This window comes from Microbacterium atlanticum, assembly GCF_015277815.1.
GTDB classification, from domain to species: domain Bacteria; phylum Actinomycetota; class Actinomycetes; order Actinomycetales; family Microbacteriaceae; genus Microbacterium; species Microbacterium atlanticum.
In genome coordinates this window covers 1,747,503-1,760,531 of the sequence record NZ_CP063813.1, presented here as the reverse complement: position 1 = coordinate 1,760,531, position 13,029 = coordinate 1,747,503, and the positions used below count along the sequence as shown (strand labels likewise).

11 protein-coding genes are annotated in these 13,029 nt (G+C 70.5%); 4 read left to right on the top strand and 7 right to left on the bottom strand.

Annotated elements, in window-relative coordinates:
- Positions 1-57: 57 nt before the first annotated feature.
- The 4 genes from IR212_RS07905 to dut all read right to left on the bottom strand — a co-directional run bounded on the left by IR212_RS07905 (position 58) and on the right by dut (position 4,856).
- Complete coding sequence (locus IR212_RS07905; RefSeq protein ID WP_273542116.1) at positions 58-2,892, bottom strand: aconitate hydratase; 2,835 nt, start codon at positions 2,890-2,892, stop codon at positions 58-60.
- Between the two features lie 133 nt (positions 2,893-3,025).
- Positions 3,026-3,811 (bottom strand): DUF3159 domain-containing protein, encoded by a 786-nt coding sequence (locus tag IR212_RS07900; RefSeq protein ID WP_194398358.1) that lies wholly within the window; start codon positions 3,809-3,811, stop codon positions 3,026-3,028.
- Positions 3,808-4,407: a DUF3710 domain-containing protein gene (locus IR212_RS07895; RefSeq protein ID WP_194398357.1), complete on the bottom strand. Its 600-nt coding sequence runs from the start codon at positions 4,405-4,407 to the stop codon at positions 3,808-3,810. The genes IR212_RS07900 and IR212_RS07895 overlap by 4 nt, the downstream gene beginning before the upstream one ends.
- Positions 4,404-4,856 carry a dUTP diphosphatase gene (dut, locus tag IR212_RS07890; protein WP_194398356.1) on the bottom strand — a complete coding sequence of 151 codons (453 nt, stop codon included), beginning with the start codon at positions 4,854-4,856 and terminating at the stop codon, positions 4,404-4,406. The genes IR212_RS07895 and dut overlap by 4 nt, the downstream gene beginning before the upstream one ends.
- Positions 4,857-4,868: 12 nt before the next feature.
- Between dut and IR212_RS07885 the strand changes: the two genes are divergently transcribed.
- Complete coding sequence (locus IR212_RS07885) at positions 4,869-5,360, top strand: DUF3093 family protein (RefSeq protein WP_194398355.1); 492 nt, start codon at positions 4,869-4,871, stop codon at positions 5,358-5,360.
- Here IR212_RS07885 and IR212_RS07880 read toward each other — a convergent pair.
- Positions 5,335-5,628 (bottom strand): DUF4193 domain-containing protein, encoded by a 294-nt coding sequence (locus IR212_RS07880; protein ID WP_127817896.1) that lies wholly within the window; start codon positions 5,626-5,628, stop codon positions 5,335-5,337. The two genes, IR212_RS07885 and IR212_RS07880, sit on opposite strands and share 26 nt — an antisense overlap.
- Before the next feature lie 213 nt (positions 5,629-5,841).
- Here IR212_RS07880 and sepH point away from each other — a divergent pair, with 213 nt between their 5' ends.
- Positions 5,842-6,882 carry a septation protein SepH gene (gene sepH, locus IR212_RS07875; RefSeq protein WP_194398354.1) on the top strand — a complete coding sequence of 347 codons (1,041 nt, stop codon included), beginning with the start codon at positions 5,842-5,844 and terminating at the stop codon, positions 6,880-6,882.
- Positions 6,883-6,894: 12 nt separating this feature from the next.
- Here the strand turns inward: sepH and IR212_RS07870 are convergent, their stop codons facing one another.
- Entirely contained in the window at positions 6,895-8,007 is a 1,113-nt protein-coding gene (locus tag IR212_RS07870) for an alkaline phosphatase family protein (protein WP_194398353.1), read from the bottom strand.
- A gap of 68 nt (positions 8,008-8,075) precedes the next feature.
- On the opposite strand from IR212_RS07870, the gene IR212_RS07865 reads away from it, so the two are divergent.
- Positions 8,076-10,535: a DNA gyrase/topoisomerase IV subunit A gene (locus tag IR212_RS07865; protein WP_194398352.1), complete on the top strand. Its 2,460-nt coding sequence runs from the start codon at positions 8,076-8,078 to the stop codon at positions 10,533-10,535.
- A gap of 17 nt (positions 10,536-10,552) precedes the next feature.
- On the opposite strand, the gene IR212_RS07860 is transcribed toward IR212_RS07865, so the two are convergent.
- Positions 10,553-12,634, bottom strand: a complete 2,082-nt coding sequence (locus IR212_RS07860; RefSeq protein ID WP_420488620.1) for a DNA gyrase/topoisomerase IV subunit B — start codon at positions 12,632-12,634, stop codon at positions 10,553-10,555.
- Positions 12,635-12,802: 168 nt separating this feature from the next.
- On the opposite strand from IR212_RS07860, the gene IR212_RS07855 reads away from it, so the two are divergent.
- Complete coding sequence (locus tag IR212_RS07855; protein ID WP_194398351.1) at positions 12,803-13,027, top strand: DUF7455 domain-containing protein; 225 nt, start codon at positions 12,803-12,805, stop codon at positions 13,025-13,027.
- The last annotated feature ends 2 nt before the right edge of the window (positions 13,028-13,029 follow it).

The following is a 13,029-nucleotide window of genomic DNA, read 5'->3' as shown; positions in this document are numbered from 1 at the left end:
CCGTGGCATGAGGAGGGGACCGGATGCCGCGGCATCCGGTCCCCCGTGAATCGGCTGTCAGACCAGCGAACGCAGCACGTACTGCAGGATGCCGCCGTTGCGGTAGTAGTCGGCCTCACCGGGCGTGTCGATGCGGACGACCGCGTCGAACACGACCGTCTGCTTGCCCTCGGGCGAGAACTCGCTCGGCTCGGCGGTGACGCGCACGGTCTTCGGCGTGACGCCCTCGTTCAGCTGCTCCAGGCCCTCGATCGAGACGACCTCGGTGCCGTCCAGGCCCAGCGACTTCCAGCTCTCGCCGGCGGGGAACTGCAGCGGCACGACGCCCATGCCGATGAGGTTCGAGCGGTGGATGCGCTCGAAGCTCTCGGTGATGACCGCCTTCACGCCCAGGAGGCTGGTGCCCTTGGCCGCCCAGTCGCGGGACGAGCCCGAGCCGTACTCCTTGCCGCCGAAGACGACGAGCGGGGTGCCCTGCGCCTGGTAGTTCATGCTCGCGTCGTAGATGAAGGACTGCGGGCCGCCCTCCTTGGTGAAGTCGCGGGTGTACCCGCCCTCGACGATCTGCCCGTCGTTGACGGCGGCGACGAGCTCGTTCTTGAGCCGGATGTTCGCGAACGTGCCGCGGATCATGACCTCATGGTTGCCGCGGCGCGAGCCGTAGGAGTTGAAGTCCTTCTGCGCGACGCCGTGCTCGGTGAGGTATTGCGCGGCGGGGGTGCCGGCCTTGATGTTGCCCGCGGGCGAGATGTGGTCGGTCGTGACGGAGTCGCCGAGGGTCGCCATGACACGTGCCCCGCGGATGTCCGACACCGGGGTCAGCTCCATGGTCATCCCCTCGAAGTACGGGGGCTTGCGCACGTAGGTCGACTCGTCGTCCCACTCGAACACGGGGCCGGTGGGGGTCGGAAGGTTCTTCCAGCGCTCGTCCCCCTCGAACACCGTCGCGTACTGCGTGATGAACTGCTCCCGCGAGATCGACGTGTCGATGATCTGCTGGACCTCCTCCGGCGACGGCCAGATGTCCTTGAGGAACACGTCGTTGCCCTCGAGGTCCTTGCCGAGCGGGTCGGTCTCGAAGTCGAAGTTCATCGAGCCGGCCAGCGCGTACGCGACCACGAGCGGCGGCGAGGCGAGGTAGTTCATCTTCACGTCGGGGCTGATGCGGCCCTCGAAGTTGCGGTTGCCCGAGAGCACGGCCGTCACGGCGAGGTCGTGCTCGTTGATCGCCTCGGAGACCTCCTCGATGAGCGGGCCCGAGTTGCCGATGCAGATCGTGCACCCGTAGCCGACCGTGAAGAAGTCGAGGCCCTCCAGCGCCTTGTCCAGGCCCGACTTCTCGTAGTAGTCGGTGACGACCTTGGAGCCGGGGCCGAGCGTCGTCTTCACCCACGGCTTGCGCTTGAGGCCCTTGTCGACCGCCTTCTTGGCCAGCAGCCCCGCCGCGATCATGACCGAGGGGTTGGAGGTGTTGGTGCACGACGTGATGGCGGCGAGCGTGACGGCGCCGTTGTCGAGGATGTACGCCTCACCGTCGGGCGTGGTGACCTTCACCGGCTTGGACGCCGACGCCGGCGCGCCGCTGTTGATGTGCACCGGACGGGTGGTGGGCTCCTCCTCGCCGGGCACGGCTCCGGGGTCGGACGCGGGGAACGAGTGCTTGGACTCGAGGTCGACGATGTCGTCAGAGGTCGACGCGGTCGCGTAGTTGACGATGTCCTTCTCGAACTGCGACTTGGCCTCGGAGAGCAGGATGCGGTCCTGCGGGCGCTTGGGGCCCGCGATCGACGGGACGACCGTCCCGAGGTCCAGCTCCATGTACTCGCTGAAGACGAGCTCGCGCGCCGGGTCGTGCCAGAGCGACTGCTCCTTCGCGTAGGCCTCGACCAGCGCCACCGCGTCCTCGTCGCGCCCGGTCAGGCGCAGATAGTCCAGCGTCACGTCGTCGATGGGGAACATCGCGGCGGTCGAGCCGAACTCGGGGCTCATGTTGCCGATGGTGGCACGGTTCGCCAGCGGCACCGACGCCACGCCCTCGCCGTAGAACTCCACGAACTTCCCGACCACGCCGTGCTTGCGCAGCATGTCGGTGATGGTGAGGACGACGTCGGTCGCGGTGACCCCGGCGGGGATCGAGCCGGTGAGCTTGAAGCCGACGACGCGCGGAATGAGCATCGACACCGGCTGGCCGAGCATGGCGGCCTCGGCCTCGATGCCGCCGACGCCCCAGCCGAGCACGCCGAGGCCGTTGACCATCGTGGTGTGCGAGTCGGTGCCGACGCAGGTGTCGGGGTAGGCGCGCAGGACGCCGTTCACCTCGCGGTCGTAGACGACCTTCGCCAGGTGCTCGATGTTGACCTGGTGCACGATGCCGGTGCCCGGGGGGACCACCTTGAAGTCGTCGAACGCGGTCTGGCCCCAGCGGAGGAACTGGTACCGCTCGCCGTTGCGCTCGTACTCGATCTCGACGTTGCGCTCGAGGGCGTCCTCGCGGCCGAAGAGGTCGGCGATGACGGAGTGGTCGATGACCATCTCGGCGGGCGAGAGCGGGTTGATGCGGTTGGGGTCGCCCCCCAGCGCCGTCACGGCCTCGCGCATCGTGGCGAGGTCGACGATGCACGGAACGCCGGTGAAGTCCTGCATCACCACGCGCGCCGGCGTGAACTGGATCTCGGTGTCGGGCTCGGCATCGGGGTTCCACGAGCCGAGCGCCCTGATCTGCTCCGCCGTCACGTTCGCACCGTCCTCGGTGCGCAGCAGGTTCTCCAGCAGCACCTTGAGGCTGAACGGGAGCTTCTCGTAACCCGCGACGGTGTCGATGCGGAAGATCTCGTAGTCGGTGCTGCCGACCGTCAGGGTGCTCTTCGCACCGAAGCTGTCAACCGTGGACACGTCTGTCTCCTTCGTCGGCGGCGGGATCGGGCCGGAGCCCGGCCTCCCCATCTTCCCCCGCGCCGGAGCCCTCGGCTAGTGAGGTCTCCCTAATCGAACGGCGGGAAAGTATCTTGATGTCAAGATAAATGTATCACTTCCGGGCGGAAGGGTAGAGCGCGCGGACGGCGAGCCACGTGACCGCGACGAGCGGCGCGAACAACGGCAGGCCCATGATGAGCTTGAGTGTGCCGAGCGCCGTGACGTCGCCCGCGAAGTACAGCGGCAGCTGCACGACCAGCCGCAGTGCGAACAGCCCTGCCCACGCGATGGAGAGCCAGAAGAAGACGCGCCGCTTGCGCCGGTCGGCGCGCCACGCCGTGCCCTCCCCCATCAGGAACCCCACCGCCAGGCCGATCAGCGGCCAGCCGACCAGAGCCGACACCAGGAATGCGGTCCCGTAGAGCGTGTTGGTGAGGAACCCGGGGACGAAGCTGTCCTCCCCCCGACCGGTCCACAGCGACAGCGCCGCGGCGGCCGCGGCGGCCACCAGGCCGCCGATCGCCGCGCTGGCGGACTGGCGCTGGATCAGCCGCACGATGGTGAACACCGCGGCGAGGCCGACCGACAGTCCGAGGCTCAGCAGCAGGTTCCCGGAGCGCGCGTCGGGAGCGGGGTTGTACGTCGCGGTCCACGCGACGAGGAAGACGACGCCCGGGAGGACCGATTCGAGGATGCCGCGCCAGCCGCCCATCGCTGCCCACACGACGTGCCCGGTGCTCCTCCCCTCGGCGGGATCGAGGCCGGCACGGCGTGCGGCGCCGCCGAGGGCGGCGCCGAGGACCTCGGAGGCCGAAGGCGGGGCATCCGTCCCCTCGTCTCCTCCGCCATCTGCGGCGGGGCGGCCCGATGCGTCGTCCGGGCGCGGGGCGTCGCTCACGCCGTGCCCGGGGTGGCCGGCATCCGCAGCGGGATGAGGTCGCGCGGCGGCATCGGGGATCCGCCTCGCACCACGACGATGGACCGGAACAGGTCCTCGACCGCAGCGGCGGCCTCCACGTCGGACGTCGCTGCGCCGCCGATCACGCCGCGCAGGAACCACCGCGGCCCGTCCACGCCCACGAAGCGGGCGAGGCGCTTGCCGGCGGCGCCGTCGGCCCCGGCCACGACGGGCACCTCCGCGAGCAGCTCCGGTCCCAGCGGACCGTCGCGCTCCTCGACGCGACCACCCTGCTGTCGTATCTGCTGGCGGATCTGCTCGCGCGTCTCCTCCCACAGGCCGGCCGACCGCGGGGCGGCGAAGGGCTGCACCTGCAGGGTGGAGCCCGCGTAGTCCAGCCCGACCGCCACGATGCGCTTCGTCTGCTCCTCGACCTCGAGTCGCAGGTTCAGGCCCTCGCGGGGCAGGATCTTGATGCCGCCGAGGTCGATGTACGGGCGCACCGGATTGGCCTCGGCCTCGTCGAAGGGACCCGCCTCCGCGCGGTCCTGCGGCGCGACCTTCGACGGCGCGTCGTCGGAAGTGGGGTCGGTCATGCCAGGACTCCGTCCTTCTGGTAGCCGGTGGAGCCGAAACCGCCCTCGCCGCGCACGCTGTCGGGCAGGCTCTCCACCGGGATGAACACGGCGCGGGGCACCGGCATCACGATGAGCTGCGCGACCCGGTCGCCGACGGCGATCTCGTGCGCATGCTCCCGGTCGGTGTTGAGGAGGATGACCTTGATCTCGCCGCGGTATCCGGCGTCGATCGTGCCGGGGGCGTTGACGATCGTGATGCCGTGCTTGGCGGCCAGGCCGCTGCGCGGGACCACGAAGGCGACGTGACCCTCGGGAAGGGCGATGCGCACGCCGGTGCCGACGAGAGCCCGGGCGCCGGGCTCCAGGCGCACCGCCTCGGCGGCGACGAGGTCCGCACCCGCGTCGCCCGGGTGGGCGTACGCCGGGACGTCGGAGGCGATAATGGGGACGTCCACCGTTTCAGTCACCCCACGAGGCTAATGCAGAACTCAGCGCGTCACGCCGGAGCGACCGGCGGCTACCGCGAGCGGCTCGGCCCCTCGCTGTGGATCCTGGTGGCGGCGGCGCTGGCCGCGCCGATGGTGGCCCTCGTGCTGACTCCCGTCGACACCACGATCGCCCTCGTCATCGGCGTCGCCGTCGGGGTGCTGCTCGTCGGCATCCTGATCGGTGCCGCGCCCGTCGTCGAGGTGCGCGACGGCGAGCTGCGGGCGGGGCGCGCCCACATCGGGGTCGAATTCCTCGGTGCGCCCGCGGTGCACACGGGCGAGGAAGCCCGCCATGCCCGGGGAGCCGGTCTGGACCCACGGTCGTGGCATCTGATCCGAGGGGGGATCGACGGCGTCGTCGTGGTGCCCGTCACCGACACCGACGACCCGACGACCGCGTGGGTGATCTCCTCGCGGACGCCGGATCGTCTTGCCGCAGCGGTGCGGCGGGCTCAGCTCAGGCGGAGCACTCAGAGCAGATAGGACCGTCGGCGGTGTCGTGATCGAGCTGCGAGCGGTGCTTGACGAGGAAGCAGTTCGAACAGGTGAACTCGTCTTCCTGAGGCGGGAGAACGACGACGTCGAGCTCGAGGTCCGAGAGGTCGGCACCGGGCAGCTCGAAGCCCGACGGGTTGTCGGCGTCCTCCACATCGACCGACCCCGAGAGCTTGTCGGGAACGCGCTCCTTGAGCGCTTCGATCGACTCGCTGTCGTCCTCGGTCTTGCGGGGGGCGTCGTAATCGGTGGCCATGCGTGAAGGTCTCTACTTCCGGGGTGTCACGGGTTGCGCTGGCCCTTGCGGGCGGCGATAGTTTGCACGACCGGTCCTCATTTCGCAAATGCGATCCGGCCGCTTTCGGGGGGCGTCGCCGCGTGAAACTCGCGGCACGCGTCGGATATTCCCGGTGCGCGCAGTCCGCTGTGTCAGCATGGGCCGACTGGCAGGATCGGAGGGGCGTTTCGCATGGAACAGCTCAAGGTGATCGGAACCGAGGACGACAAGCTCATCCTGGCGACCGAGTCCGGCGAGAGATTCTCGCTCGACGTCGACGACGTGCTGCGCAGGGAGCTGCGCAAGGCGCGCCGGGAGCGCGAGAGCGAGCCGGAGGTCCCCCGGCCGAGTCCCCGCGAGATCCAGGCCCACATCCGGTCGGGCCTGTCCGCGCGCGAGGTGGCCGAGCTCCTGGACGCGCGCGTCGAGGACGTCATCCGCTTCGAGGGCCCGGTGCTGGCCGAGCGCGAGCACGTCGTCGGTCAGGCTCTCGCCGTCCCGGTGCTCGTGGGCGGCGACTTCGAAGGCGACGGGCAGACCACCTTCGGCTCGGCCGTGCGGGCGAAGCTCGCCGAGGCGGGCGCCGTCGGAGAGCGATGGACCAGCTGGAAGGAGCCGGCCGGCTGGATCGTCAAGCTGGAGTTCATCTCGAACGACATCGGCCACGACGCGCGCTGGGGGTTCGACCCCCGCCGCTCGACCCTGTCGCCGTTGAACTCCGACGCGATCCAGCTGTCGCGGCAGGGTTCCCTCCCGGAGGGCCTGATCCCGCGTCTGCGTGCGCTGGACAGCGCGCCTGCCAAGGACGACTCCCGATTCGACAGTGGCGCCTTCGGGCCGCGGCGGCTCCCCGACGCCGACCTCGAGTCCCCCGACCTGCCCTCGCCGGCCGCTCCCGCCGTGCAGCAGGCGGCGATCAAGCGCGCGAGCGACCCGCCCGCGGCGACCTCCGCCGAGACGGCCGACCTGCTCGAGGCCCTGCGCCGGCGGCGTGGCCAGCGCGAGCCGCTGCCCGGCGCCGAGGAACTCGACGCCGCCCCCCGCGGCAGCGCGCCGGTCGCACTGTTCGATGCCCTCGAACCGGGTTACGAGGAGGCCGCGCCAGGCGACGAGCCGGCGGCATCCGATTATCAGCCCTCCTCCCCCGCCGTCGCGGAGGCCGGTCGCCGCAAGGGCCGGACCTCGATGCCCTCGTGGGACGAGATCGTGTTCGGCGCCCGTTCCGAAGAGTGACCTGCCGACGGGCTACGCGAAGGCGCCGAGCCTGATGAGCGGCACCACGCGCTCCTCGTCGGTCAGCGAGCCGTGCTGCCCGATCATCTTCTGGGGCGCCTTGTCGGCGAGTCGGTCGTCGTAGTACGCGATGCCCGAGCGTGCGGCGACCAGCACATCGCCGATGCGCTCCCGCACCTCGGGGGCCACGTCACCGATCAGACCGGAGGCCTCCAGCTCAGTGCGCGAGGCCACCCACGACCGGGAGCCCTCGGACTCCCGCCACCGGTCGAGCACGGTGTCGGCCTGCCCCGGCTCGGCGTAGAGATGGAGCATGCGAGGCTCGCCCCCGATCAGGCGCACCCCGTCCAGCAGCGGGCCGTCGTCCAGCAGGACGTGCCGGTGGCGCGGCACGTCGATCATGCCGTGATCGGAGGTGACCACGACCCCGGTGCCTCGGTCGACAGCGGATGCGAGGGTGCGCGCGGCGGCATCGACGTACTCCAGCGTCGCGACCCAGTCGTCGGACTCCCAGCCGCGCCGGTGCCCGACCGCGTCCAGATCCGGCGCGTAGAGGTACACCAGAGAGCCCGGATGCCGCGCCGCGAGGTCGGCCGCGATCCTCACCCGGTCCCCGAGGTCGTCGGCGCCGTGGAACTCCGCGTCGCCGAGGGTGGCGACGGTGAAGCCCGTGTTCCGGTACTCCTCGCGCGAGACGGCGAAGAAGGGCCGGCCGAGCGCCGCGGAGAGCGGAGTCGCCCGCTGGAACGACAGCGGCAAGCCGTCGGTGTCCCACCCGCGGAGCTGGTTGACGACGTCGTCCGTCCCGGGAACGCGGGCACGGTATCCGACGATGCCGTGCTGCCCCGGCTGCACGCCGGTCAGGAGGCTCGGGAGAGCGGCCGCGGTGGTGGACGGGAACACCGTGCGCGCGATGTCCCTCTTCGTCCTGGCCTCCGAGAGGAACCTCGCGTGGCCGGCGCGGGCCGCGAGGTTGTGCGACCCCAGCCCGTCGAGCACCCACACGATGGCGCTGCGAGCGGGCGCGAACCACTCCGAACCCCCCGCCAGCGCCGCCGACATCTCGGTCACGACACGGGTGAGGCTCCGGGCGCGAGGCGGGTCCGCGGGTAGGCTGAGGGACATCGGGGCCAGTCTCGCACACCGCGATCGCCCCACCTCGCACCCGCCGTCACCCGAGGCCCCACCGTCACATGCCCGCTTCCCGCACCGACTCCGCACCCGCCGATCACGGGCGCATCGAGGACGTCGACGTCTCTTCCGAGATGCAGACGTCGTTCCTCGAGTACGCCTACTCGGTCATCTACTCGCGCGCGCTGCCCGACGCACGCGACGGCCTGAAGCCGGTGCAGCGGCGCATCCTCTTCCAGATGGCCGACATGGGACTGCGCCCCGACCGCGGGCACGTCAAGAGCGCGCGCGTCGTGGGCGAGGTGATGGGAAAGCTCCACCCGCACGGCGATGCGCCCATCTACGACGCCCTCGTGCGTCTCGCCCAGCCGTTCTCGCTGCGCGTGCCGCTCGTGGACGGGCACGGCAACTTCGGCTCGCTCGACGACGGGCCGGCCGCGCCCCGCTACACCGAGGCGCGCCTCGCACCGCCGGCCCTCGCGCTCACCGAGAACCTCGACGAGGACGTCGTCGACTTCATTCCGAACTACGACGGTCAGTTCCAGCAGCCGGAGGTGCTGCCGGCCGCCTTCCCGAATCTCCTCGTCAACGGGACCACGGGCATCGCGGTGGGCATGGCGACCAACATGGCGCCGCACAATCTGATCGAGGTCGTCGGCGCCGCCACCCACCTGCTCGAGAACCCCGACGCGACCGTCGAAGAGCTCATGGAGTTCGTCCCCGGCCCGGACCTGCCGGGCGGCGGCATCATCGTCGGACTCGACGGCATCAAGGACGCCTACACGAACGGCCGGGGCAGCTTCCGCACGCGGGCGAAGGTCTCCATCGAATCGTTGGGGCCGCGCCGCACCGGACTCGTCGTCACCGAGCTGCCGTACCTCGTGGGCCCCGAGCGCGTCATCGAGAAGATCAAGGACGCCGTCACCGCGAAGAAGCTCCAGGGCATCTCCGACGTCACCGACCTGACCGACCGCCACAAGGGGCTCCGCCTCGTGATCGGCATCAAGACGGGGTTCGATCCGCAGGCCGTCCTCGAGCACCTCTACCGGCTGACGCCGCTGGAGGACTCGTTCGGCATCAACAACGTCGCCCTGGTCGACGGCCAGCCGCAGACCCTCGGCCTGCGCGAGCTGCTGCGCGTCTACCTCGATCACCGCATCAGCGTGGTCACCCGCCGCAGCCGGTATCGCCTCGCGCGGCGCAACGAGCGCCTCCACCTGGTCGAGGGCCTGCTCATCGCGATCCTCGACATCGACGAGGTCATCCAGGTCATCCGCACTTCCGACGACGGCGAGCAGGCGCGCGGCCGCCTCATGAACGTCTTCGATCTCTCCGAGCCGCAGGCCGAGTACATCCTCGAGCTGCGGCTTCGGCGCCTGACGAAGTTCTCCCGCATCGAGCTGGAGGCCGAGCGCGACAACCTCAAGCGCGAGATCGCCGAGCTCGAGGAGCTCCTCGGCAGCGACATCCTGCTGCGCGCGCGGGTCGCGAAGGAGCTGGATGCCGCGGCCGAGACCTTCGGGACACCGCGACGCACGCTCCTCCTCAACGGCGGTCCGGTTCAGCCGCGTTCGCGGGCGGCCGCGGCGCCGGCGGATCTGCAGATCGCCGACGCGCCGTGCCGAGTCTTCCTGTCGGCGACCGGACGTATGGTGCGCGCCGAGCTCGTCGCCGACGCGCCGGGCGGTGGCGTCGTGGCGCCCGCCCGCCGGTCCAAGCACGACGCGATCCGCTCGGCGGTCGACACGACGACCCGAGGAGACCTCGGCGCCGTCACGAGCCGCGGCCGGCTCATCCGCTTCTCGCCGGTCGACCTGCCGTCGGTGCCGGGCAACTCGGTGCAACTGGCCGCGGGGACCCGCGGCGACCAGTACCTCGGGCTCAGCGGCGGCGAGCACGTCGTCGCCATCGTGCCGCTGGACGGCTCCCCGCCCATCGCGCTGGGCACGGCTCAGGGCGTCGTGAAGCGCGTCGCGGCGGGCGAGCTCGGCAGCAAGCACGACATCGAGATCATCGCGCTGAAGGAGGGCGACCGCGTGGTCGGGGCCGCGCCCGCCTCCGACGGCGCCGAGCTCGTGTTCGTGGCCAGCGACGCCCAGCTCCTGCGCTTCGACGCCTCGTCGGTGCGCCCACAGGGCCGCTCGGCCGGGGGTATGGCCGGCATGCGTCTCGCCGACGACGCCCAGGTCATCGCCTTCGACGTCGTGGGGCCGTCCGAGTTCGACGCCGTCGTGGTCACGGTCGCCGGATCGACCACGGCGATCCCCGGCACCGACGCCGGAAGCGCCAAGGTGTCGCTGTTCAGCGAGTTCCCGGCGAAGGGACGCGCGACCGGCGGGGTTCGGGCTCAGCGGTTCCTCAAGGGAGAGGACGCGATCAACCTCGCCTGGGTCGGCACCGAGCCACGCGCGGTCGGTCCGGATGGCTCGGTCAGGACCCTGCCCGCGTCCGGAGCCAAGCGCGACGCCTCGGGCACCGCGCTCGACGGCGTGATCGGGGCGATCGGCACCGGCATCCGCTGATCCGGATCCGGCGCGCGTCAGGCGTCGATGCGTTCCCGGGCCAGACGGTCGCTCGAGTCGATGATGAACTCCTTGCGCGGCGCGACGTCGTTGCCCATGAGGAGTTCGAAGACGGATGCCGCGGCTTCGGCGTCCTCCATCCGCACCCGCCGCAGCGTGCGGCCGGCGCGATCCATCGTCGTGGTCGCGAGCTGATCGGCGTCCATCTCGCCGAGACCCTTGTACCGCTGCACCGGCTCCTGCCAGCGCTTCCCGGCCTTCGTGAGCTTGGAGAGCAGGCCGTGCAGCTCCGCCTCGGAGTACGTGTAGACGGTCTCGTTGGGCTTCGAGCCGGGGTTCATGATCACCACGCGGTGCAGCGGCGGCACCGCGGCGAACACCCGGCCTTCGTCGATGAGAGGGCGCATGTACCGGAAGAACAGCGTGAGCAGCAGCGTGCGGATGTGTGCACCGTCGACGTCGGCGTCGCTCATCAGGATGATCTTGCCGTACCGGGCTGCTTCGAGCTCGAAGGAGCGGCCCGACCCTGCGCCGATCACCTGGATGATGGCGGCGCACTCGGCGTTGGACAGCATGTCGCTGACCGACGCCTTCTGAACGTTGAGGATCTTCCCGCGGATCGGCAGCAGGGCCTGGTACTCGCTGTTGCGGGCGAGCTTGGCCGTGCCGAGCGCCGAGTCGCCCTCGACGATGAACAGCTCCGATTCGGCGACGTCGTTGGACCGGCAGTCCGCGAGCTTCGCCGGCAGCGACGACGACTCGAGCGCGTTCTTGCGGCGCTGCGTCTCTTTATGGGTGCGCGCCGAGATGCGCGCCTTCATCTCGGAGACGACCTTGTCCAGCAGCTGCGACGTCTGCGCCTTGTCATCGCGCTTGGGTGACGAGAACCGGGCCGCCAGTTCGCGCGTGACCACGGTGGACACGATCTGGCGGACGGCCGGCGTGCCCAGCACCTCCTTGGTCTGCCCCTCGAACTGCGGCTCGGGAAGACGCACCGTCAGGACGGCGGTGAGGCCGGCGAGGATGTCGTCCTTCTCGAGTTTGTCGTTGCCGACCTTGAGGCGGCGCGCATTCTGGGCGACCTGGTCGCGCAGCACCTTCATGAGGCCCTGCTCGAACCCCTGCTGGTGCGTTCCGCCCTTCGGCGTGGCGATGATGTTGACGAACGACCGCGCCACTGTCTCGTAGCCGGTCCCCCAGCGCACGGCGATGTCGACGTGGCACTCGCGCTCGACCTCGGTGGGGACCATCGCGCCGGAGGCCTGCAGCACCGGGACGGTCTCGGTGAACGTGCCCGAGCCGGTGAGGCGCCACGTGTCGGTCACCCCCGAATCGGGAGCGAGGAAGTCGGCGAACTCCGAGATCCCCCCGTCGAAGCGGTAGCTGGTCTCGACAGGCTCGCCGGTCTCGGTGCCGGGGCGCTCGTCGCGGATGACGATCTCGAGGCCGGGCACGAGGAACGCCGTCTGCCGCGCGCGCTGCTCCAGCTCCTGCAGGTTGAAGGCCGCGTCCTTCGTGAAGATCTGGCGGTCGGCCCAGTAGCGGATGCGCGTGCCGGTGACCCCCTTGGCGGCCCTCCCGACGACGCGCAGCTCGCTGCGCTCCTCGAACGGCGTGAATGCGGAGTCGGGGCTGCCGTTCGAGAAGACTCCGGGCTCGCCGCGATGGAACGACATGGCCCAGGTCTTGCCGCCGCGATCGACCTCGACGTCGAGCCGTTCCGAGAGCGCATTGACGACGGATGCCCCCACCCCGTGGAGGCCGCCGGACGCGGCGTACGAGCCGCCGCCGAACTTGCCGCCGGCATGGAGCTTGGTGAAGACGACCTCGACACCCGACAGCCCGGTGCGCGGTTCGATGTCGACCGGGATGCCGCGGGCACGGTCGCGCACCTCGACACTGCCGTCGGCGTGGAGCACGATGTCGATCCGCGAGCCGTGGCCCGCGAGGGCCTCGTCGACGGAGTTGTCGATGATCTCCCAGAGGCAGTGCATGAGCCCGCGCGCGTCGGTCGAGCCGATGTACATGCCGGGGCGCTTGCGGACCGCTTCCAGCCCCTCGAGGACCTGGAGATGGTGGGCGGAGTACTCGGCGGTCACAATCTCCCATCGTAATCGGGCCGCCCGTCACGCCCGCGCAGACACGCACCGGCGCCCGGCCCGCGTACGCGCTCAGCGAAATGTGTCGCGTTCCGGGCATTCTCAGACGCGGGCGTGGTTGTATTTCATGACCGCTACGGAGTTCTACGCATACGAGGAGGCACCGAGATGACCACGCTTTCGACACCGACCGAGAACGGCGCCGTCCTCGAACACCGCCTCACCGCGACCGACCGATGCGACTCCTGCGGCGCTCAGGCCTACATCGCCGCCGAGGTCAACGGCAGCGAGCTGCTCTTCTGCGCACATCACGGCCGCAAGTACGAAGAGAAGCTGCGCGCGGTCGCCACCACCTGGCACGACGAGACGGCACGCCTGTCCGAGGCTGACTGAGC